The 21,688-nt window shown below is 33.7% G+C and carries 20 protein-coding genes; 13 read left to right on the plus strand and 7 right to left on the minus strand.

Annotated elements, in window-relative coordinates:
• Position 1: 1 nt before the first annotated feature.
• On the minus strand, positions 2-829 hold the full coding sequence (locus HS129_08835) for a citrate lyase beta subunit (protein ID MBE7412148.1): 828 nt from the start codon (positions 827-829) through the stop codon (positions 2-4).
• A 415-nt stretch (positions 830-1,244) separates the two neighbouring features.
• Here HS129_08835 and HS129_08840 point away from each other — a divergent pair, with 415 nt between their 5' ends.
• Positions 1,245-1,433, plus strand: coding sequence for a (2Fe-2S)-binding protein (locus HS129_08840; GenBank protein ID MBE7412149.1), 189 nt, complete (start codon positions 1,245-1,247; stop codon positions 1,431-1,433).
• Positions 1,430-2,074: a dihydrofolate reductase family protein gene (locus HS129_08845; protein ID MBE7412150.1), complete on the plus strand. Its 645-nt coding sequence runs from the start codon at positions 1,430-1,432 to the stop codon at positions 2,072-2,074. The genes HS129_08840 and HS129_08845 overlap by 4 nt, the downstream gene beginning before the upstream one ends.
• On the opposite strand, the gene HS129_08850 is transcribed toward HS129_08845, so the two are convergent.
• The 3 genes from HS129_08850 to HS129_08860 all read right to left on the minus strand — a co-directional run bounded on the left by HS129_08850 (position 2,071) and on the right by HS129_08860 (position 6,288).
• Positions 2,071-4,110 carry a DNA gyrase subunit B gene (locus HS129_08850; GenBank protein ID MBE7412151.1) on the minus strand — a complete coding sequence of 680 codons (2,040 nt, stop codon included), beginning with the start codon at positions 4,108-4,110 and terminating at the stop codon, positions 2,071-2,073. The genes HS129_08845 and HS129_08850 overlap by 4 nt on opposite strands.
• Before the next feature lie 97 nt (positions 4,111-4,207).
• Entirely contained in the window at positions 4,208-5,599 is a 1,392-nt protein-coding gene (locus HS129_08855; protein ID MBE7412152.1) for a DNA gyrase subunit A, read from the minus strand.
• Between the two features lie 224 nt (positions 5,600-5,823).
• The gene (locus tag HS129_08860) at positions 5,824-6,288 is read right to left on the minus strand and encodes a DUF1564 family protein (GenBank protein ID MBE7412153.1); all 465 of its coding nucleotides are present in this window, start codon (positions 6,286-6,288) and stop codon (positions 5,824-5,826) included.
• Between the two features lie 890 nt (positions 6,289-7,178).
• Here HS129_08860 and HS129_08865 point away from each other — a divergent pair.
• The 8 genes from HS129_08865 to HS129_08900 all read left to right on the plus strand — a co-directional run bounded on the left by HS129_08865 (position 7,179) and on the right by HS129_08900 (position 14,985).
• Complete coding sequence (locus HS129_08865; GenBank protein ID MBE7412154.1) at positions 7,179-7,541, plus strand: aspartate 1-decarboxylase; 363 nt, start codon at positions 7,179-7,181, stop codon at positions 7,539-7,541.
• 12 nt (positions 7,542-7,553) lie between these two features.
• Positions 7,554-8,471, plus strand: a complete 918-nt coding sequence (locus HS129_08870) for a heme A synthase (GenBank protein MBE7412155.1) — start codon at positions 7,554-7,556, stop codon at positions 8,469-8,471.
• A 78-nt stretch (positions 8,472-8,549) separates the two neighbouring features.
• Complete coding sequence (locus HS129_08875) at positions 8,550-9,302, plus strand: hypothetical protein (GenBank protein MBE7412156.1); 753 nt, start codon at positions 8,550-8,552, stop codon at positions 9,300-9,302.
• Complete coding sequence (locus tag HS129_08880) at positions 9,299-10,438, plus strand: GDSL family lipase (GenBank protein ID MBE7412157.1); 1,140 nt, start codon at positions 9,299-9,301, stop codon at positions 10,436-10,438. The genes HS129_08875 and HS129_08880 overlap by 4 nt, the downstream gene beginning before the upstream one ends.
• Before the next feature lie 83 nt (positions 10,439-10,521).
• A complete protein-coding gene (locus tag HS129_08885; GenBank protein ID MBE7412158.1) occupies positions 10,522-11,934 on the plus strand; it encodes a diguanylate cyclase in 1,413 nt (470 codons plus the stop codon).
• Positions 11,931-12,530, plus strand: a complete 600-nt coding sequence (locus HS129_08890; GenBank protein ID MBE7412159.1) for a hypothetical protein — start codon at positions 11,931-11,933, stop codon at positions 12,528-12,530. The genes HS129_08885 and HS129_08890 overlap by 4 nt, the downstream gene beginning before the upstream one ends.
• Before the next feature lie 137 nt (positions 12,531-12,667).
• Complete coding sequence (locus tag HS129_08895) at positions 12,668-14,245, plus strand: hypothetical protein (protein ID MBE7412160.1); 1,578 nt, start codon at positions 12,668-12,670, stop codon at positions 14,243-14,245.
• Between the two features lie 62 nt (positions 14,246-14,307).
• Entirely contained in the window at positions 14,308-14,985 is a 678-nt protein-coding gene (locus tag HS129_08900) for a hypothetical protein (GenBank protein MBE7412161.1), read from the plus strand.
• Positions 14,986-15,303: 318 nt separating this feature from the next.
• Here HS129_08900 and HS129_08905 read toward each other — a convergent pair whose 3' ends face one another.
• Positions 15,304-15,456, minus strand: coding sequence for a hypothetical protein (locus HS129_08905; GenBank protein ID MBE7412162.1), 153 nt, complete (start codon positions 15,454-15,456; stop codon positions 15,304-15,306).
• A gap of 93 nt (positions 15,457-15,549) precedes the next feature.
• Here HS129_08905 and HS129_08910 point away from each other — a divergent pair, with 93 nt between their 5' ends.
• A complete protein-coding gene (locus HS129_08910; GenBank protein ID MBE7412163.1) occupies positions 15,550-15,720 on the plus strand; it encodes a class I SAM-dependent methyltransferase in 171 nt (56 codons plus the stop codon).
• A gap of 45 nt (positions 15,721-15,765) precedes the next feature.
• Positions 15,766-16,239 carry a hypothetical protein gene (locus HS129_08915; GenBank protein ID MBE7412164.1) on the plus strand — a complete coding sequence of 158 codons (474 nt, stop codon included), beginning with the start codon at positions 15,766-15,768 and terminating at the stop codon, positions 16,237-16,239.
• Positions 16,240-16,649: 410 nt separating this feature from the next.
• On the opposite strand, the gene lpdA is transcribed toward HS129_08915, so the two are convergent.
• On the minus strand, positions 16,650-18,068 hold the full coding sequence (gene lpdA / locus HS129_08920) for a dihydrolipoyl dehydrogenase (protein MBE7412165.1): 1,419 nt from the start codon (positions 18,066-18,068) through the stop codon (positions 16,650-16,652).
• Complete coding sequence (locus HS129_08925) at positions 18,058-19,230, minus strand: amidohydrolase family protein (GenBank protein ID MBE7412166.1); 1,173 nt, start codon at positions 19,228-19,230, stop codon at positions 18,058-18,060. Before HS129_08925 ends, lpdA begins: the two co-directional genes overlap by 11 nt.
• A 66-nt stretch (positions 19,231-19,296) precedes the next feature.
• Here HS129_08925 and lon point away from each other — a divergent pair, with 66 nt between their 5' ends.
• Entirely contained in the window at positions 19,297-21,687 is a 2,391-nt protein-coding gene (gene lon, locus HS129_08930) for an endopeptidase La (GenBank protein ID MBE7412167.1), read from the plus strand.
• Position 21,688: the final 1 nt, after the last annotated feature.

The raw sequence follows: 21,688 nt of genomic DNA on the forward strand, positions 1-21,688 counted from the left end.
ATTAACACGCTTGAGTTTTTTTTCTGATTTCTACAACATTTGTTTTAGGAAGTTTCTTGGAAAGAGTGTCTATCCGATTCTGATCTTCCAAAGAAATTGCTCTATAATAAATGCTTTTATTGGAAAGCCAAAGAAGCTCAAACTTTAACGCACCTTCGATCCCTTCCTCTGCCGTGTCTTGGTTTAGAGCATCCGGACATGCAAAGCATACCTTTCTTGTTTCAAATCCGTCGAGTAATCCTTTTGGAATTTTTCTTAGAAACTCTAACGAGTCAATCCCTACCCCACCTCCAATAAAGGCAGACTTTCCTTTTTCTTTGACTTTTTCCAATATGGAAACAGAGATTTGAAATACTTTATCGCTATTGACTTGATTTCTCTCAAAACCGATAGACTCTGTTAAGTCTCCCCTACCAATAACAATTCCATCTAACGCATCAAAATAAGAGCTTTCTACGATCTCTTCTAAATTTTGAAATGCTTGAATCGTTTCGATGTTGATAAGAAACTGAATCCTTGAAGATTCGTCTTTTGGAAAAAAAGTTTGAATCGAATTTATATATTTCTTTAAAGCAAAAGAAGACTCAACCATTGGAGCGACCAAACTCTGAACTCCAAGATTTCTAGCATCGTGTATATCTCGAATTGCCTCGCACCCGCCGATTTTTAAAGTCAACTCAACGCCGGAAACCATGGCAATTTCTTTCAGCCTCATTAGTTCTTCAATTCTAACTCCCTCGGCTTCAAATTCTGCTTTTACACCGGTGACTCCAAAATTTTCTTTCAAATTTTTTAAAATCTTGGTCATTTCGAGTTCTAGGTTATTCATAGAGTTTTCCTTATACGTTATGTTCCAATTGTCGGAATCTTTTATAAAATCTGTACGGATTTGTAAGAATTCAGGCTTGAAAATTTATAAGAAAATAGTCAAACCACGGTTCTTTACAAAATACGGTATTTTCTACCAATAGAATAAAGTATATAAAAAAGTACAATTGAATTTTCAAAAAGCCTTCTTTATAGATTTTTTCAAGGTCTTCTCAAATTTCTAATTTTTTCTATTTGACTTATGCAAGTTTTTATTTTCTTATTTCATTAGGTCTTTCAGATTTTTTATTCTTTCAAGACTTTTATTTTAACCGATGCAATTTGTAACCCTTTAATTGGATTTTAGGCAGACTCAAATCATATAGGAGCAATTCTTGGACGAAAATCAAAATAACGAAAAATACATCATCTCGTATATGCGACCCAAAAGAGTTTGTCTTTGCAAAGACGTTAGCGAATCCGAACTGGTTGAGGCTGTCCATTCAGGCTGCGATACTTTTGAAAAGTTAGTAGAAAAAACAAGGGCTACAACAGGTTGCGGATCTTGTGCAAAATCAGTAATAGCTATTTTAGAAAGAGAGCTACAAAAACTAATCATAAAATGAAGCCATTTCTATTCATTAATATGGCAATGACGTTAGACGGAAAGGTTTCAAGACCAGATGGAAAATGGTATGGTCTGAACACAATATCAGATAAGAAAAAAATGGATACAATCCGAGCCAAAGCCGATGCCATTATTGTCGGAAAATCATCAATCTTAAATGATGACCCTGTAGTTACAATACGTTATACATATTGTCCTAAACCTCCAAGACCTATTATTCTTTTACAAAAGAGCACTCTTCCCAAAAACAGAAAAATTTTTTCTACCAATCCGATCATTTTTTGCACGGTACAGAACTATTCTAAAATTCAAGATGAATTAGGAGACGTATCAGAAATACATTGTATTTCAGACAGCTCTGCAATTTCTCCGATTTTAGTAATTGAAAAATTGGTAGGTCTCAATTATCAAAAAATTTTATTAGAGGGAGGACCAAAACTAAATTATTCATTTTTAGCCGAAGACTTAGTTGATAAATTGTACGTGACTATTGTGCCATTTATCATTGGGAAAAATACACTTCCAGCAATTGTAGATGGAAGCAGTGAATTTACAAACTTTGATAAAAAAAAATGGAAACTAATTTCAGTCGAAAAAGAAAAAGAGGAAATCTTCCTTGAATACGAAAAAATTTTCTAATCCTGAATCGTACTCATCGCATACTCAGAAATAGCATTTCTTCTTTCTTCTGCAAAATCTTTATGAAACCACAAATTCTGAATTTTGGAAGCGCTCTTTTTACTTGTGAGTGTAATCTTAGTCATACACTCATTGACAGCAAACTTCATTGCTTCTTTGCCTGTTTCCCCAAGCCCCTTGTTTCTTTTTTTTCTGGTAATTTCGGCTCCTTCTTTTTTCACCCTTGCAACAAGTGAATTGTAATCTTTATCATCTATGCAAAACTCGGTACTTTTCTTTCCATCTTTCCACTTAACGTCCACTTCATATAATGGTGCTGAAGAAATATGGATAAATCCTAATTCAAATAACTCAGGCCAATATTCATAAAAAAAAGATAGCATGAGTGATCGAATTGCGTATCCGTCAAAGTCTGCATCCGTAATAATACTCACTTTTGAATAATTCAACTCACGAATCGATTTTACTTTTTCGTTCAATGGCAATCCCAAAATTGCAACGATATTTTTCAACTCTTCGTTTGCAAGCGCCTTCGCAAGACTCATCCCTTTACAATTCATTGGTTTTCCACGCAATGGAAATAAACCGTGAATCTTTGGATTTCTCGCAGGTCTAAGCCCTGCAATTGCAGAATCCCCCTCGGCAACAAACAACACTCTCCCGAATTCATCGGACCTACCTGTAGGTGGCATCAACTTTGGAATATTATTTCGAGACGCTTTCCTAAGTCCTCTTTGTGCATCTTCAAACTCCTTCATTTGAGTTCTTTTTTCCATCTGGAGTTTTACTTCTTCCAATAGGTCTGTTTTTTTTATCAGCTTGTCTAAATGCTTATCTACAGATTTTCGAATATCCTCATTTAAGTCGTTGATCAAATACGACTTATCTTGAGACTTAAAACGCGGGTTTAAAATTCTAAGATTCACATACATGTGAAAGCAATTTCTGACATCGTTTCTTGTACACTGAGTTTTTAACTTTTTTTCTAAGGACACAATCTGCGTTTTTTTTCTAATTTCATCACAAACACGATTTTCAAGATATTCGATTGCAGAACCACCCTGAACCGCAAAGATAGAATTCACCCAAGTCAGAGTTTTATTCTGTCCAATTACAAAATAGGTTTCTAAATTCATTTGAGATTGAGCCGATGGATCGCTATAGTCCATCTTGTAGAAAGTAAGATCGGATTGCTGGAAAATTTCCTCTAACCCTTTTTTAAACTTGAACTTTTCAGTTTTCCCTTTGAAAATTAATTGAACTTCAAGACCCGGGTTTGTCATTGCAATATCTTGCAAATATTGCCTAAGAAGATCTACATTAAAAGATGTATCGAGATTATTAAAGTATTTTGAATTCAATTCAAACTCAACTGTTGTACCGTGGCTCGCACCGTTTGTAGACTTAACGATTTCAATCATATTATTTTTTTGCATGATCGGATCTAACTTAGCAAAATGCTCCGGTTTTAGTGAAGGACAGTCTTTGAAGTTTCCATGCTCATCAAAATATAAATATATTTTTTCTAATTCATCTGGAGAAAATTTAAAAGATCGCAAAACCTTTCTTACTTCATCTGTAATAGTAAAAAGTTTAGAATATAAACTCTTGTTATTTTCTGTCTTAACTTTAAAATGTGTAGCAACCATTCTAACAAGGGAAATCCCTACTCCATTCTGACCTGCAACATGGTCTTCCTTCACCTTATCATCAAAATTTTCTCCATACATCAAATGCAAAAAAACACCTTCTGCATTCTTGGCAGGAATACCTCTGCCATTATCGGTTACTGAAATCCTCTTTTGATCTACAGAGAGTGCAATAATCAACTTAGACATTTTCTCTTTGTCCGGTATGGTTTTATCGTTTTGATTTTTCCTGTATTCATCTACTGCATTCATACAGGCTTCATCCAAACACTTCAACTTGGCTGGAATATCACTTAACTCTTCATGGGATATTTGGTATTTTCCTTCGGAATCTTTCTTAAAAAAATGTTGCTCAAATGTTGACATAGAGTTTTGCCCAAGCCACATTCCAGTCCTCATTCGAACGTGCTCTACATTAGAAAGTTTTTTAAAATTTCTTTCTCCACTGGATGATTTTGTATTCTTCTTTTCTTCTTTCATGCTATTACGCTTTGTCCCATTTATTCTTCAACTCATCCAACTCTTCAACCATAAATCCTGTCAACTTGGTATCCTGTTTATACAATCCAGTGTATTCTGCAAATTTTGTTTTGGCTTCAACGATTGCTTCCTCACACTTTCTTACCTCTTCCAAAGTCATTCTGTAAACCGGAATAGATGCAAGCCATTCAAAATATACAAATTTTGAATTTTTTAATTTTGCTTCAAACTCAGATTTGGATTTTATGCCCACAACTTTTTCGTTCCACTTTTCTTTAATAAATCGAATCAGCTCTGAATTTCTTTCAATTTTTTCTTGCTCCAATCCGGCTAATCGCTTGAATCTTCTAATCAGATGAGTTTTTCTAAAATCACAAAATCTTTTTATAATTTCTTCTGTAGGAAAATTTTTCAACCGACCTTCATGGGTAATCACGTTCAAAGTTAATGTTTCATTATTTTCTTTACTAAAAACTTCTTTAATTTGAGCTTCTGTCGGTCTCTCTCCTTTTTTATAAATCAACTCAATCCTAAAAGTTTGGCTGGAATGATCCATGTAGTCTTTTAACCAAGTGTCTTTTCTGTCTAAGACTTCATCTATGTAATTGATTACTTTTTCTCTGTTCCAATTTTGTGGAGCATCCGTCAGATAAAGAGTTTCTCCTTCCCACTTAAAACCAAAAGTAGTTACAAGAATTTCTGACCCGTTCTCATTTTTGTAAGTTCGAACTTCACCATTATAATTTTTATACCACGGTTTTATTTTTTTTAACTTACCGGTTTTTAAATATGTAATCTGCGAATCGATAATGTCAGACAACTTGTGACCCGGAATAAAACACCTAAAACCTGTGGCAATCCCTTGAATATTATTTAACAATACCACAGGAATCTTTCCCACGAAATGAATCGGCTCATCTTCTGTTTCATCATAATTTTTCACATAATCAATATCCGGGAGACTCTCAAATAACCCGATGTCTTTTGCAAAGTCAGATAATTTTACCTCGGTGTATCTGGGAGAAGCAATTGCACTTGGATCCAACACATCACCAAAAGTACCTTCACCATGAACTAAGGGAATATTATTTGCAAAAGTAAAATCTTGAGCCATCGCGGAAAGTGCGTCCTGAATAGACCTGTCTCCGTGTGGATGATACCCCATAGCAAGACCGGCTACTTTAACTGTTTTCGTGTGACGATTACGGGCATCAGAATTCCACATTGCCCATAAAATTCTCCTCTGAACCGGTTTTAACCCATCTATTTCGTGGGGAATCGCCCTTGAATCGCACACATATCTTGAATATTTTCTCTGATCATCGTGTACCTGATCTTCAAAAGGTGTTTCCGGGTAATTGTCTTTGGGCTTGCCTGTGTTCTCTGAATTTTTCATATTTTTGGGGCAAGAACACAATACACAGTTTTCTTGTCAACTAAATTATGTCCGACATCCTGATTTCGCCGTATTTTGCGATGTTTTTGCTCGTTCTTGCAAGATATTTTAGAGAAGAATTCTCTCTATTTTCTCGATCATTCTTTCTTTTTCCGTCTTCAGCTCTATTCTATAGCTTCGCCAGCGATTTTTTTGTTTCGTTTTTATTTTTCGGTTTTTTTGCCTCAGTCCAGCTTCTTTTGTCGTATCAGCCTATTGTATCGTATAGTTTTTCTCTTTGAGAGATAGACTCCTACCGCAATCGAACTGACCTTGGGTGGAACTCCAAAGTCATAGAACTTGGCAGGGATGATTATGTCCCATCCGGCAATGTCAAGCAACAAAAGAAGAGTAAAAAGAGCCGTTCGAGAAATACCAAGCCATTGAGCAAACTCGCCTAGCTCAATCCAATCTGCATTCTCCGGACGAAAGTTCTTCTTTTGCAAATTTTGCCCTTCTTCTTGGTAACAAGTTTTCACACAATCCAACTTCTCAAAAGTCTTCCACAGCAAAACATTCCTGTACCTCTCTAACAAATCATGCAAATAATCCTCTCTCGAAATATTTTCTGTCCTCAAATTAAACTCATCCATAAATTTTTCTGGAATAAGCAGACTTGACTGCGTTCGCTCAAATTTTTCCGGATTCATAAATTTCTCCTAATATAAAAGTTTTCTTTTCTCTATCCCTGATCTCCACCTACTATCCCTGCCCTCTGATATAAGGTAAAATAATATCGTGATAGAAATAAAATTTTTGCGATTTTAGAAAAAATTTTTTAGCTTTTTACAGAAAAGTCCTAAATCTGTATTAAATGCGTAATCTCTTGAAATCCCCAAAAGTGGAGTTCCCACATTATTGCATAAAAGGTTCACAATTAGTATAAAACATGCACTTTACTGAAAAGAGTGGAGATCCCACATTTTCACACGAAAAGTGAAAAATCTGCACTAAAAGCGTAAACTCAAAACATTTATCTAAAAAGAAAATCTAATTGAAAAAAATTTCCACCTCCACTATTTCTGACCTCAGACATCAGGCATCAGTCCTCTGAATTGGGTTCCACATTTTATCGTAAAAAGTCCACTATTAGTATAAAATACGGACTCTATACTCACCTGCAAAAAGTCTTACTTGAAAATAAATACCCTCAAATACTTAAGAAAATCATTATTTCCCATCGACCCCAGCTCATACAACGCAAGAGCTGGGCTAGTGTCATAAACTATACGAAAAATAAAAAAATCTTCCGGAATAGGGAAACTATTTGAAAAAGATTTATAGTTCCCCAATTTCAGTCTTCAGCCCTTAGTCTTTCCGTCCTCTGAATTTATATAAAACTCCAAGATCAAACCCTCTCCTCTTCCACTGCCTGATCCCTGGTCGCTTCAACAGAACAATTTAGAAAGAAAAATTTCTGATTTCTATGAGTTTAATGAAAAATCGAAGTCTAAACATTAGTTTTTCAATTTTTTCAGAAAAAAAAGCCTTTTATCATTATCAAGAAAAATTTTTACGGTATTATATAACGATAAAAACTATGTTACTCACTTTTTGCACAGGAAAAATTCACAGAGCAACCATAACAGATGCCAACCTGAATTATGAAGGCAGTCTTACAGTTGACAGAGATCTTTTGGACGCATCGGGTATGAGGCCTTACCAGCACGTATCTGTTGTAAATGTAAACAACGGTTCAAGGTTAGAAACCTATATAATAGAAGGAATGAGAGGCTCTGGCACGATTTGCTTGAATGGTGCGGCTGCACGACTTGGTGCGGTTGGTGACAAAGTAATTATACTGACCTATGGAATGATTGAAGAATCCCAACTACCAAAGGATTTTCATCCCAAGGTGGTCTTGGTAGACGACAATAATAAAATTAAGTCTCAAGTTAAATAGACCTTTACTTACATGAAAAACGATTTAGTTATTAAAAGATTTTTTTACTCTAATCTATTCTTGAGTGTACTTGTACTTATAAATATATTTTTGGGTCCTTTGGTTCGTGCAACTGACTCTGGTTTAGCTTGCCCGGATTGGCCCCTATGCCATGGCAAAATAATACCACCTCATGATTTTAATAATTGGATGGAAGTAGGGCACAGGATATACTCAGGAATAATTTCTTTAGTTTTATTGCTTCTAATTTTTTGGACCTTCAAGGTAGAAATACTAAGAAAAAATTTTTTACTACTCTACATCTTCTCAAGCTTAGTAATTATCAATCAAGTTATACTCGGGATGCTGACTGTTACCAAACTATTGGATCCGACAACTGTTAACCTTCATTATTTGAATGCAGTCATCTTGCTTTCCATATTCTCTACAATTACTTTAAAGGCACAGTACCTGACAGAAGGAAGAGAGATAAGCGGAAATTTTTTTGCCAAGATATTCCAAAAAAGAAATACAATTATTTTATTAGCCCTTGGTTTTATTTTTCTGCAATTATTTTTTGGCGGAAGAGTCAGCTCCCACTATGCAGGTCTTGCTTGTCCTGATTTTCCAACGTGCAATGGTTTTCTTTTTCCGAGAGGACAGGGAATTATGGTACGTTATCAAATAGAACACAGATTTGGTGCTTATATCGCCCTAATTTTTTCTGCTCTTAGTTTTTTTCTCTCCAAGAAATTTTCATTTGAAAATAAATCTAAATTATTCCTTAAATCAGCATTCCATGCAATGCTATTTCAAATATTCTTAGGTGCAATGAATGTAATTTTTCGTTTACCTGAGCTTATTACTGCCTCTCACTCTGCTTTTGGAGCCATAGTATTTATTCTAACTTACTCCGGTCTTTACAGGCAAATTTTAATAGAGAAAAAATAATTTTCAAAAAATTGTTATCTTTGCAAAATATCCAAAACAGCAAATAAAAAACTATTTCAAAGTAAAATATAAACAAAAATGCAACTATTTCACATGAAAAATATCTATGTAATTCTTACCCCTATTGTGGTTTTTTTAGTTTTAATAGTTGTCTATTATTTTTATTTCAATAATCCTAAAAAGAAAAGCGTTATAGAACAAAAACCATATACGTTAGGCGAAACTCTTAAAAAATTAAACACAGATTCGACCTTCTTGGAAAATGCAGATTTACAATCTATTCGACCTGAAGAATTAATTGAATATTTCAGAAAAGGACTTATTGAATTCAGGTATTCTTCCGATCCCAAAAAAGAATTTGGCTTAAAAATAGAAAAAGATTTTCCTGGAGAAAATGGAAGGGTTATTCTGGAAATTTTTCGAGCTTATGGTGAATATATGTCTTTTTTATCGACCTTGGAAAATCATTCGGAATTGGATAGTTTTGAAAAATGGAATGAAAAAATAAAATATAGAGAAGTATTTTTTGGGAAAAATTTAAAAGAAAAATTATTTCCAAAAAAAGATTCAGAAACTATTGAAAAGTTTTTTTTATATGCAAAACGATATTTAAAAAAGCACACTAACGATAACTTACGATCTAAGAAAATTCATTTAGAAAAAGCAAAAAAGGAGATTTACGGAGAAGAGTATTCTCGTTTGATTGAATTAGAGCCTTTAGATGAGCGATTTGAGTTGGAATGGAATATAAGAGAGCAGGAAATTAAAATCATGACTGAAAAAGAAAGAATGGAATTGAAAAAAGAAATTTTAGACGATTTGAGAAAATGAAAAAATTTATATTCACTACAATATTTATCGTAATCAATATTTGTATTTTAGAAATAGGTCTGTATCTACTTGACCCGGAAGAAATTTTTGTAAAAGGATTTGATAAAGAATTGCTTTTTAGGATGTACCCCAAGAAAAAAGGGATAGTAGCCAGTGAGGAATTTTCTGTGACTGTTGAAACTAACTCAGATGGATACAGACAAAAAATAAAAAAGGACTCACAAGAAAAAGTTTTAATAATGGGAGACTCATTCACTGAAGGCTGGGGAGTAGAGGAAAATGAAATCTATGTAGAAAAATTAAATTCATTCACAAAGGATATTTTTTTTATAAACGCAGGTCTTCACGGATCTTCTCCTTCGCTTTATGCGATTCAGATTCCCTATGTATTAAACAAATACAAACCTACCCAAGTGATCGTTCAAATATTTGACAACGACTTGGACGATAATGAGAAATTAGAAAGATTCATCCAGTTTAATAAAAATGGAGAAGCAGAAAAACCAAAACCCAAGTTTCTTGCAAACCTAATAACTGAAAAAGGGTATAATTTTTTAAAAGACCTTTCTATTTATAGATTTTTTTCTAAGTTAATCAAAGTTTTCAAAAAAGAACCCTCTCCCATTCTATATTATAAATTAGGCAGAGAGCCAAAAATAGAAATTTTAACCCACGAGAAATCTATATTAAAATTCGGAAAACTTTCTCCTTTGGGCAAGGAAATCAATTTAAAATATGGAAATCAATTCGGATTCTACAAGGATTCAAGCGATGATTTGTGGAAAAATAGGTTGAGCAAAAATTTAATCTATTTGACACAAATTATTCAAACTGCTAAAAAACAAAATATTCCGATTTCTTTTTTATACATCCCTGCAAAGGAATTTTTTGCCAAAGGAGGCATCTTGGGTGATAAAAAAATTCATTCAAGCGTTTCTTATGAATCGGCAAATCCGCTATATTTACAGATATATCAATTATGTACGAAAGAAAAATTGAATTGCACTTTTTTAACGAAAGATTTTTTTGAAAGAAGTCCGGAAAACTTATATTTCCCTTTTGATGCTCATTTGAATCGAAAGGGGCATCAGGTACTTGCAGAAATTTTGTACGAAAAATTTTTGAAAAACCCATAAAATCTGTTTTCCACGTTATATGCTTTTTTAAAAAATTCGATAAAAAGGTCTAATTTAAAATAATTCAAGTTACTAGGAGAAAAATGAAAAAATTTGAAATCAATAAAGATGATATAAAAATTCTTACAGAAGAGCTTCCGGGTCAAAGCGATGCTATGCAAGATAAAACAAATAAATTAGAAACAGAAAAATACCTCTCTCAAATAATCGATACTTCTACCGAGAAAACAGTCTTTCTGATGATCTCAGAGCCTAAGTTGGAAGAAGACATGAAATCGCAAATTTCTTTCTATGGTTATATAGTCAAAAGTATTAAAAACCTAAAAGATATGAAAACCGAAGTTCAAAAATATACACCATCTGTTATAATTATGGAAATGCTTATAACAGATATTAATGAAGAAAAGAAAGATGAAATCCTTCTTATCAAAAATTTACATACATTCCCTATCCCGATAATTTTTATTTCTTCCTTTTCAGATATAAACACAAGACTGCAAGCAGTTCGTTCCGGTGGGGATGCTTTTTTTTCCAAGCCACTCGAAATTGGTAAACTGATAGATACAATTGATAAATTGACCATTCGTCCGATTCCGGATCCTTATAGAGTGATGGTAATTGAAGATAGTTTACCTACAGCTTCGTTTTACTCTATGTTACTTCAAAAAGCCGGGATGGTGACTACCATTGTTACAGACCCATTTCAGGTAGTTCATACTATTGTTGATTTTCGTCCAGACCTTATACTTTTAGATTTATACATGGAGGGGTGCAACGGTATAGAATTGGCATCCGTATTACGCCAACAAGACGCTTATGTCGGGATACCTATAGTTTATCTTTCTTCAGAAGAAGATAAAATGAGGCAAATTGAAGCACTCAAAAAAGGTGCAGATGATTTCTTTTCCAAAACAGTTCCGCCTGAATTTATTATTTCGTCGATTCGAATCAGAGCCGAAAGAGCAAGGATATTACGCTCCTTTATGATCCGTGATAGTCTGACGGGACTCATCAATCATACCCAGATTAAAGAAAGTTTAGACATAGAAATCGCACGCGCCAAGAGGCAATCATCTCCCATGACACTTGCTATGATCGACATAGACAATTTTAAATCGATCAATGACACTTATGGACACCTGAATGGTGATAAGGTTATAAAAAGCTTGTCAAGGCTTCTTCGTCAAAGACTAAGAAGAACTGATATAGTCGGCAGATATGGTGGTGAAGAATTTACAGTTATCATGGTAAATACAAACCCGGCAACTGCTTTTAGAGTATTGGATTCTATTCGAGATAATTTTTCAAAAGTAATTCATGAGACGAACATTAAAGATTTTACGGCAACATTTAGTTTTGGTCTGTCTAGTTATCCGGTTTATCAGAATTCAGTTGAACTTACTCAAAAAGCAGATCAGGCTCTATACACTGCAAAACAAAAAGGAAAAAATCAAGGCTTTCGGGAAAAAAATATTCCTTATGAGATTATCATTTGAGGGTAGCATCGCTTACAATTCCAATAGCTCTTTTTTTTATCAATCTATATGTAATTATTTATAGCGAGACAAAAATAACCGAGTACGATATCAACCCTCCTTTTTTTGCAACTGATTTTACGGAATCTTACAAGCTAAACCCTCAGTCAAAGATTCAATTTATAGCTGACGGAAAAACGAACACTCATTGGATCAAAGAAAGAGACGCTAAAAATTCGGATTTTGAAATAGAGTTACGTCTAACGCATTTCTTTGAAAATGGTTATCATAGGAAAAACTACAAGTACCTGAAAATTCTTGCGTGTGAGGATGTAAAGAAAAAAATCACGAAACCCGAAAACTTGCGAATTACTATTTTTAAGAAAGAAGCAATCAATGTAGATAAAGAACTTCGATTGCCAAAAGAAAAATCCCTAAAAGAGATTGATGTCGATTTCTCAGATTCTTTAGACCAAAAAATACCTATTGCAAAAGATATTTCTATCCAAGAAACAAATCATTTTCCAGAAAATATTTTTATATTGGGTGTTCGTGGAAAAATTACAGGAAATTCAAAAACCAGCTCGTGTATCAGCGAAATTTCTTTTGAAGAATGATTCTTTTCATTGGTTTTTTACGCAATCAGATATATTTTTTTAAAAATTTTATAGAAATTGCCTAAAAAATCTTTTTACAATACATCATTCATCAATTTTATAGCTCCCAAAACCGATACAAATAGTAAGCTATTCTTATGACCAATTCTGAAATACTCAAAGATACAATTTTTCTCGGAGAGACTCTTGTAAACAGGGTTAGAATTGCCCTGTGTGTACTTTTCATAGTCGCTGCTGTCTTAGCATCATTTTCACAACCTGCGTCTTTTGTATATACATATACAATCTCTACCACAATTTATATTTTTGCTACAATCTTATCCATTGTATTAATTAAAAAAAAATCAATCACGATTTATTTTATATATTTTTCAGCTTTTATAGATGCTCTTTTAATTACCTCCGTTAGAGTTATTCCTATTTTTATTAACGCAAATGGAGCTGCATATTCAATTAAGGAAAAAGTTTTATTCTCTATTCTATTTATTTTTATAACCATGACTCCTCTTCGCTTCAATATAAAATTTGCAATCGGGAATGGAATATTTTTGGCTTTATCACAAATTGTATTTGAAATAATAGCATTTCAGTTTGGAAACATAAAACTTGTAGGAAAGGAAAGTGGAACTGACCCCACAGAGATTCCGATACGCAATATTATAAATACCGATCTTTTTTACTTAGGAACAATTTATATTTCCTATTTAGTTTCCTCTGTTGCGAGTAAACACCTAATTAAGTCGATTGAAAATGAAAGTATAGCTAATACGAGCCTTAACCAAAATAAAGAGATCATAGATAAACTACATGAATCAGGCAACACTCTTTCAGAAATTCAAATAAAAATTAAAGATACAATTGAAACTTTTAGAAATTCAACAATGGAGCAGGCTTCAATAGCAGAAGAAACTTCTGCGGCTATGGAAGAAATTGCAGCTGCTTCCAGAAGTATCAGTTCATCCACAGAAAAGCAGAAAGAGCTTAGCGTGGAAGCCAGCAAATTGAATAAAGAAATGGACTCAAGATTTAGTGACTTAAAAAAAGTAATTATAGAAAACGAAGAGATTCTTGCCAAACTCAATCCGATCATAGACCGAGGAATTTCTGTGATGAATGAGTCGGGAAATTCAATGAATGAGATCAAAAAATCTTCGGATGAAATATCTAAAGTTGTTTTGGTAATGAAAGAAATTGCTTATCAAATCAATCTATTATCTTTAAATGCAGCAATTGAAGCAGCAAGAGCAGGAGAAGCAGGAAAGGGATTTGCAGTGGTTGCGGACGAAATAGGAAAACTTGCACAAAAATCTTCCAATCAAACTAAAAACATTACTGAGAATGTAAAACTTTCATTAGATAAAGTAAAACTTGGAAACGAATCAGTGAAAAGCGTAACTGAGATTTTCAATACTATTGTGTCTGACTTTATGCAAATGGAGAAGATTAGAAAAACTGAAAATGAATCTCTAAATTCATTTGAAAAAAATAAAAATCAAATCAACACATCTATTCACAAAATCAGTGAACAAGCATCTGGAATCCAAACTGCTACCACTGAGCAAGAAACCGCAGTGAATGAAACAACTCAAGCAGTGACAAAAATTTCAAGTCAAGCAAGCGAGCAAGCATCTGCAATAGAGAATTTATCCAACTTGTTAGAATTTTTAGATGAAATTCATACTCTGATAAATAGTCTATCCAATATAAAAGAATAATTTTTATGATATGAAATAAAACGAAATGAATTATTGTAAAAATTTTTCAATGTTTAAAAAAAATGAAAATCCAAAAAAGTAATAATTCTAACGAGTCGATTGGATATATTGGACACGGACAACTTGAAAGTTCTCCTGCATCAATGTCTGTATTACATGTTATTAGCCATGAATTAGATCACATTGCTGAATTTAAAAATGAAGCAATCAGAGATAATGCTGAAATTCGTAGCATCGACATGAAAATTGATTTTGAATTTAGGGATGGGAAGTTGGTTGCTGTAAGTGGGAAAACAACCGCAACCTCAAAAATAAGATCCAATGAAAAAAAGCCAAACGTTTCTGAAACAAATGCACAAAATGAAGATAACCAAAAAGATAATAAAAATAATTTAGAATTAAAACCTGAAAAAGAAAAAATAGCCAGTGAAGAAAAAAAATTATTATACAGGATAGAATATATTAATTCAGAAATAAATCTTTTAGAAAATAAAAACTATTATACAGAACCTGAACCAAAAAATATTTATGATAAAAAAGATGAGCAAAGAAAAAAAGAACTAAAAGAAAAAAAGCAGAAGTTAGAAATTGAACTTTCTAATCTTAAAATAAAAACTCAAATCGAAAACTCTCAAGAAATGCTAAAAGAATCTCTTGATAAAACCCAAAACCAGTCTTTAGATCTTGTCCAAACTCAATTTACATCTAAGCCCGGTTTTATTTTAGATTTAAAAATTTGATAAGATCCACTATCATCATAAACCCTTCGTATAATAATGTGGGAACTCCAATTCGGAGGACAGATGCCTGATGTCTGAGGTCAGAAATAGTGGAGGTGGAATTTTTTTTCAATTAGATTTTCTTTTTAGATAAATATTTTGAGTTTACGCTTTTAGTGCAGATTTTTCACTTTTCGTGTGAAAATGTGGGAACTCCACTCTTTTTAGTAAAGTGCATGTTTTATACCAATTGTTCACCTTTCGTGCAATAATGTGGGGATCCAAATCAGAGGGCTGCATACTGAAATAGAGAAGTTGAAATCTTCATCAAGAATAATCTCATTTGCTTCCAAGTAATATATTTATCTCCTTTTCCGACAAAGGAATTTCTTTCTTAAATTCAGAGGCACTTATCCCACCTTTTGCAGATTTCTTTTTTTTGTATTCAGGTATTTGCAAAACTTTAGTTTTTCTTTTTGTTTTCGTTTTCATATCTATATATCTCCCTTTATTTCTTTTTGGAAAGGGCTTTCACAGAAAAAATCATTTCGCTGAAATTACATCAAATCCCGTTAGGTTTCTCATATTGTTGCTCGTGCTCGATTTGTTGAAGATGTTGCAAAAATAGAAATTGCGAACGGAATAAAACAATACGTTTTCCTTGATGCAGGATTTGACAGTTTCGCTCAACGAAATACAGAAATCAGTTCGCAAGTTGACATTTATGAAATTGATCTACCCGATACGTTGGCTTGAACAGAAGAAAAATTAATTCAAAACGGCTACAATGTTCCCGACAATTTGCATTTCGTTCCTGTAAACTTTGAAACTTCATCTTGGTGGACTGAACTTGTAAACAAAGGTTTTGACACTAACAAAAAATTTGTTTTTATCAAAGTTTTATCTGATAGAGAAATCGAAGAAGACATTATTCATAGTCTTGTAAATAAAATCCAAAACAGAAAAGAAAAATCCGTAGGGACAGAAGATTCTTCTGCCTACACTGTTTATGATGAATACAAAGGCATTTTTCAAAAGTTAGATAAAACCTATAACGGAAGCATACTTATAAAATGTCCAGAATTAGACTCTGTTAAAGTCGTCAATAAAGTCTTACTGGAAGTTTTAAAAGACCTACAACCGGAAAATTCTCATTATAACTTTAAAGTAATTCCTATTGAAATCCTTGGAACTATTTACGAACAGATTTTGAGCAAAGTAGTAGTAACCACTGACAAACGTGCTAGCATTGACTATAATTTGCAAGCAGTATAATAATAAAGAAATTAGAATTTATTGATAAACAAATCAATGCAATCATTTGCAAATCTTACAATCTCACCCCAGAAGAAATTAAAATTGTGGAGGGGGAAAATGTCTGAACTTTAATTTATTTGATTAAATGCTTACCATGATTTTTTATAAGACAAAATTTTCTCTAATGCGAAATCAAAAGAATCACACACATAGTTTGGACATTGAGTTAAACCCAGCGAGTGTAAATCTTCAGCGTAAGTTTGTGCTATATTTTCCGAGAGAAGTAAAACTCGGAAGACATAAGGTTGTGGTCGCAGTCTAAGATGAATTTATTGGAGAAGAAAACGAATTATTCCCTGAAGTAGAGAATGCCTATAAAGCAGAGATTGATCGAAGACTTGATGATACGAAAAAAAATTCGCCAACCCTTAAATATTTATTGCCTCTCCCATAGAGTCTAACGCAGCCTCCATTAGCCCTTCTGAAAGAGTCGGATGAGCGTGGATTGTGTTTCCAATATCCTCAACTCTAAGCTCTGAAACAGAAGACACGACATATTCGGAAATTAGCTCAGTTGCATTTGGACCAATTATATGAGCACCCAAGATTTCTCCTTTCTCTCCGGAAATTAATTTAATCATGCCAGTAGTGTCTCCTGTTGCCTGAGCACGACCACTTGCAGTAAATGGAAATCTACCTATTTTAAAATTCAAGCCAGACTCTTTCGCTTTTTTTTCAGTCATTCCAACAGAAGCTACTTCGGGATGGCAATAAGTGCAACCGGGTATATACTCATAATTAATCGGCAAAAACTGTAATTTGTGTGGATTTCCATTTTGAATAGAAATAGCTTCTGATGCCCTCACTCCTTCCATAGATGCAACGTGTGCAAGTAAAGGGTGGCCTGTACAATCTCCAATAGCATAAATATTAGAAACCGATGTCGCATAACGCTCATTTACAGAAATAAAACCATTTGTTAAGTGGATTCCTATTTCTTCTAATCGGATCCCATTTGTATTCGGTGTAAGACCAACCCCTACAATAACCTTATCCACTTCTAAGTCAAAAGATTTACCGTTTTCTAACTTTTCTTTTAGTTTTAAAACTATTCTATCCTTTTTTTTCTCTCCACCCGTAATTCCTGTACTGAGATAGAATTCGATTCCTTTTTTTTTGAATGACCTTTCTAAGATTTTACTGATTTCTTCGTCTTCGTTTGGTAATAGATGGTCTAAGTACTCTACGATATGCACCTTAGAGCCCATGGAAGAATAAAAGTCAGCAAACTCTACTCCAATCGCACCTGCACCAATAATTCCCAGAGTTTTTGGGATTTCTTTTTCAGTCATTGCTTCTTTACTCGAAAGTATTTTTTCTTGATCGAATGGTAAAATAGGGAGTTCTTTTGACCGAGCACCCGTAGCTACTATAAAATAATCAGAAACTAATTCTTCTTCTTTATCGTCTTTGAAAACTGAAATAGTATTTTTATCTTTAAAAACCGCTTTACCAAAAACTTGAGTGACTGAATTTTTCTTCATCAAGAACTCTACCCCCTTTGCCATCTGGTCTGCAACTTTTCTTGAACGCTCAATAATTTTAGGAAAGTCTGGTTTCCCTTTTTCAGAAATGATTCCAAACTCTCCTGCCTTATTCAATTCGTCTAAAAGATGAGCGCTTTGCAAAAGTGCTTTTGTTGGAATACAACCCCAATTCAAACAAATTCCACCCATTTTTTCCATTTCTACTACTGCGGTTTTTAATCCAAGCTGAGAAGCCCGGATCGCTGCCACATAACCTCCGGGCCCACCACCAATCACAACTAATTGAAATTCATTTGCCATATTCTACTCCTATTTTTCCAAAAAATGTATTTGCATTTTCGTAATAAATTTTTTTTAAAACTTCAGGGCTAAGTCCCAATCCGTAAATCTTCCACAAACCTTTTCTCGGTTTATTGAAAGGGTAATAATCAAAATACTCATCTTTCGTTTCTAAAAATCTAGAATAGATTTCGTACTTCCCTCTATCCGGAGGGCCGTCTGTACCAAAAAAAATCCTGTCTTGAAACTTCTCAAAAAATTTTTTTGCACTATAGGGTTGTCTTCCCAATTCATCAATCCTTGCAGAAATATCTATATAGACATTTTTATTAGACGTTAATAATTTATCTGCTTTTTGTAAATTGTGAGAATACTCCGCAAAATGTAAGGCTACAAATTTTACATTTGGATGTCTTCCAAATAACTCATCTCTTTCTTGCAATACTTCATCAAAAGAAGGGTATTCATTGGAAGCAAAAGACCATTCTGGACGACGAACAAGCTCGTCGTATCTTTCATTTTTTTCGTCAATCGGAGAAAAAAAACTTTTTGGGTCAACTGTATGAATAAAAATCGGTAGATTGTGTTTTGCGCACTCTTGAAATAATGGATCTAAAATCGAGTCGTTCATTTTCAGTCTTTCACCATTTCTTTTTTTTAGCATTAGACCAAAATTTTTCCAAAGTTTAATCCCCTTGGATCCGACTGAAATATCTTTTTTTAAATCATCCAACATTAGCGGGATAAAGTTTTCTCTTTCATCTATTCTTTTCCAATTGAATGTGCTGAAATGAATTATCCTTGGGTCATTATATGAGCTTTTTATTTTTTGAAATTCCTCACCTGTTTTAAAACTTAGATTTATCATCTTTACAATTTTCAACTCATCCATTAATTTCGTAACTTCTTCTGGATTTTTTTGAAATGGAAAACCGAGATGACCGTGCATTTCAAAGACAGGATAAGTTGGCAAATTTTTTAATCGTATGTCTTTCATTTCAAGCATCGAAATCGGATAAAACTCTGTCACTAGTACATTTTTTTTCACGTAAGGAACATTTTTAGGCACGGAAAAGCCTAAGGCTCCAAAAAGTAAAAATCGCATCTTAATCTGAATATAAGGAATTTGGTAAGCAAGAAACAAAACATTTCCAAAAAGAGACAAAAAGAGAAGGATTTTCAATTTATTTTTCATTGAGGTAAAACATAGAATATAAATCTTAGTCGTAAAGAGAAATTTTTCATACTTATGGCAAAAAGGGAGAGAAAAAATACAACGGAAAATCAAATCCTTCCTTTGGAGGACGCACTTCCACCGGATTTATTTTTACTTCCGATTAAGTCCAGACCTATTTTTCCCGGAATTATCACCCCACTTCTTATTCCGCCCGGCAAATTTACAAATTCTATTGAAGAAGTTTTAAAATCAAACGGGTATATTGGTCTTGTGCTTCTGAAAGACGATAAAAGCACAAAAGACCCTGTAGAAAATATTTTTCAATCTGGGACGGTAGCTAAAATTTTCAAAAAGGTAAACCTTCCTGAGGGAGGAATCAATATCCTTACAAATACGATTGCGAGATTTCAAATTGAAACTATCCTATCCAATTCTCCCCACTTAATCGCAAAAGTAAAATATCCGAAAGAAATTAATAGCGCAAATAAAACTACAACAAAAGCTCTCATGCGATCTCTACTTATTCTTACAAAAGAGTTAGCAAAAAATAATCCTCTATTTACAGAAGAAATGAAACTCACTTTAGTAAACATGGATGAGCCGGGAAAAATGGCAGACTTCGTTGCATCTATTCTAAATTTAGAAAAACAAAACTACCAAGAAATTATAGAGTCCACCGATATTCAGGATAGGCTTGAAATGGTGATTTTATTTCTAATTAAAGAAATCGAACTAATCAGCCTTCAAAAAAAAATACAAGGTCAGATCAGTGAAAAAATTGATAAACAACAAAGACAATTTTTTCTTCGAGAGCAATTGAAAGCGATTCAAAATGAGCTTGGGGTGGGTGATGGAAAATCTGAAAAAAAATACGATTCGCTCTTAGAAAGATTGAAAAAAGCAAATGTGGATGAGCAAGTAGTAGAAGAAGTTGCAAGAGAAATTACAAAATTTTACACAGGAGACATGAACTCGGCAGAAACGAATGTTAGTCGGAATTACTTAGACCTATTAAATTCCTTGCCTTGGGAAAATCCTCCTGAAAGAAAAATCGACCTACAATTAACAAAAAAAATCTTAAATAGAGACCACTATAAATTAGATGATGTAAAAGATAGAATCTTAGAATCTTTGGCAGTGAAAAAACTAAACCCAAATAGCAAAGGCTCTATACTTTGCCTTGTAGGTCCCCCCGGTGTAGGGAAAACTTCCATTGCTAAATCTATTTCAGAGTCTCTCCATAGAAAATTTTATCGAATTTCTCTCGGAGGGATGAGAGACGAGGCAGAGATCAAAGGACACAGAAGAACCTACATCGGATCTATGCCGGGAAAAATCATCCAAGCACTTAGGATACTGAAAGAGAAAGACCCTGTAATTATCTTGGATGAGATAGACAAGCTATCCACCGGCCAAGGAGACCCGGCTTCTGCACTATTGGAAGTTTTAGACCCGGAACAAAATTCGTCTTTTAGAGATCACTATTTAGATTTACCATTCGATATTTCAAGAGTATTGTTTGTTGCAACTGCAAACAATCTAGACACAATCCCCAGAGTGCTTTTAGACAGGATGGACGTTATACGCCTTTCCGGGTATATCACCGAAGAAAAAGTTGAAATTTTCAGAAAGTATCTATGGAAAAAAGAATTAGAAAAAAGTGGATTGAAAAATAAAAAAATCCAATTTGATACAAAAGCAATAATCTCTCTAATCAACTCTTATTCTAGAGAATCAGGCCTTAGAGGACTCGAAAAAATGACCAATAAAATTGTGCGTAAAATTGCGTACAAAACCGTAACCGGCGAGTCTTTCAAAACCACAATCACGGAAAAGGACTTAAAAGATTATCTTGGAATCCCCATTTTTACCGATGACAGAATGACAACGCCAAAACTACCCGGGACTGCACTCGGTCTTGCCTACACTCCTATCGGTGGAGCAACACTTTTAATCGAAGCTATTTTTATTTCGGGTAAGGAAGGCTTACTCGTAACAGGGAAGTTAGGCGAAACCATGAATGAGTCTGCGACTATTGCTTATAGCTATATCCAAAGTTTACTCGGAGATGACTCACTTTTCAAAGACAAAAAAATCCATATCCACGTTCCAGATGGTTCAACTCCAAAAGACGGACCCAGTGCCGGAATTACTATGGCGACCGCAATTCTTTCTCTAATTTTAGGGAAAGCAATACGACCCGGTTACGCCATGACGGGAGAGCTTACCCTTACTGGTGAAGTTTTACCCATCGGGGGGCTTCGCGAAAAAATCATAGCCGCAAAGAGAGCTGGGGTACATAAAATTATCTATCCGAAAGACAACGAGCCGAACCTGTCAGAAATTCCAAACTACATAAAAAATAGAGTTCATTTTTTTCCGGTCACAAAATATTCTGAAATCATAAAAATATTATTTGGTGAAATTAAAATACAAAATAAACTAAACAAAAAAGGAAAATAAT

The organism is Leptospiraceae bacterium, assembly GCA_015075105.1.
Taxonomy (GTDB): domain Bacteria; phylum Spirochaetota; class Leptospiria; order Leptospirales; family Leptospiraceae; genus JABWCC01.

Excerpts from the sequence above, each read along its gene's own strand:
- HS129_08880 (MBE7412157.1), top strand. The coding sequence starts at position 9,299 with ATGAAAAAATTTATATTCACTACAATATTTATCGTAATCAATATTTGT.
- HS129_08875 (MBE7412156.1), top strand. The coding sequence starts at position 8,550 with ATGCAACTATTTCACATGAAAAATATCTATGTAATTCTTACCCCTATT.
- HS129_08865 (MBE7412154.1), top strand. The coding sequence starts at position 7,179 with ATGTTACTCACTTTTTGCACAGGAAAAATTCACAGAGCAACCATAACA.
- HS129_08855 (MBE7412152.1), bottom strand. The coding sequence starts at position 5,599 with ATGAAAAATTCAGAGAACACAGGCAAGCCCAAAGACAATTACCCGGAA.
- lon (MBE7412167.1), top strand. The coding sequence starts at position 19,297 with ATGGCAAAAAGGGAGAGAAAAAATACAACGGAAAATCAAATCCTTCCT.
- HS129_08835 (MBE7412148.1), bottom strand. The coding sequence starts at position 829 with ATGAATAACCTAGAACTCGAAATGACCAAGATTTTAAAAAATTTGAAA.
- HS129_08895 (MBE7412160.1), top strand. The coding sequence starts at position 12,668 with ATGACCAATTCTGAAATACTCAAAGATACAATTTTTCTCGGAGAGACT.
- HS129_08870 (MBE7412155.1), top strand. The coding sequence starts at position 7,554 with ATGAAAAACGATTTAGTTATTAAAAGATTTTTTTACTCTAATCTATTC.
- HS129_08900 (MBE7412161.1), top strand. The coding sequence starts at position 14,308 with ATGAAAATCCAAAAAAGTAATAATTCTAACGAGTCGATTGGATATATT.
- HS129_08840 (MBE7412149.1), top strand. The coding sequence starts at position 1,245 with ATGCGACCCAAAAGAGTTTGTCTTTGCAAAGACGTTAGCGAATCCGAA.
- HS129_08850 (MBE7412151.1), bottom strand. The coding sequence starts at position 4,110 with ATGTGGCTTGGGCAAAACTCTATGTCAACATTTGAGCAACATTTTTTT.
- HS129_08860 (MBE7412153.1), bottom strand. The coding sequence starts at position 6,288 with ATGAATCCGGAAAAATTTGAGCGAACGCAGTCAAGTCTGCTTATTCCA.
- HS129_08845 (MBE7412150.1), top strand. The coding sequence starts at position 1,430 with ATGAAGCCATTTCTATTCATTAATATGGCAATGACGTTAGACGGAAAG.
- lpdA (MBE7412165.1), bottom strand. The coding sequence starts at position 18,068 with ATGGCAAATGAATTTCAATTAGTTGTGATTGGTGGTGGGCCCGGAGGT.
- HS129_08885 (MBE7412158.1), top strand. The coding sequence starts at position 10,522 with ATGAAAAAATTTGAAATCAATAAAGATGATATAAAAATTCTTACAGAA.
- HS129_08905 (MBE7412162.1), bottom strand. The coding sequence starts at position 15,456 with ATGAAAACGAAAACAAAAAGAAAAACTAAAGTTTTGCAAATACCTGAA.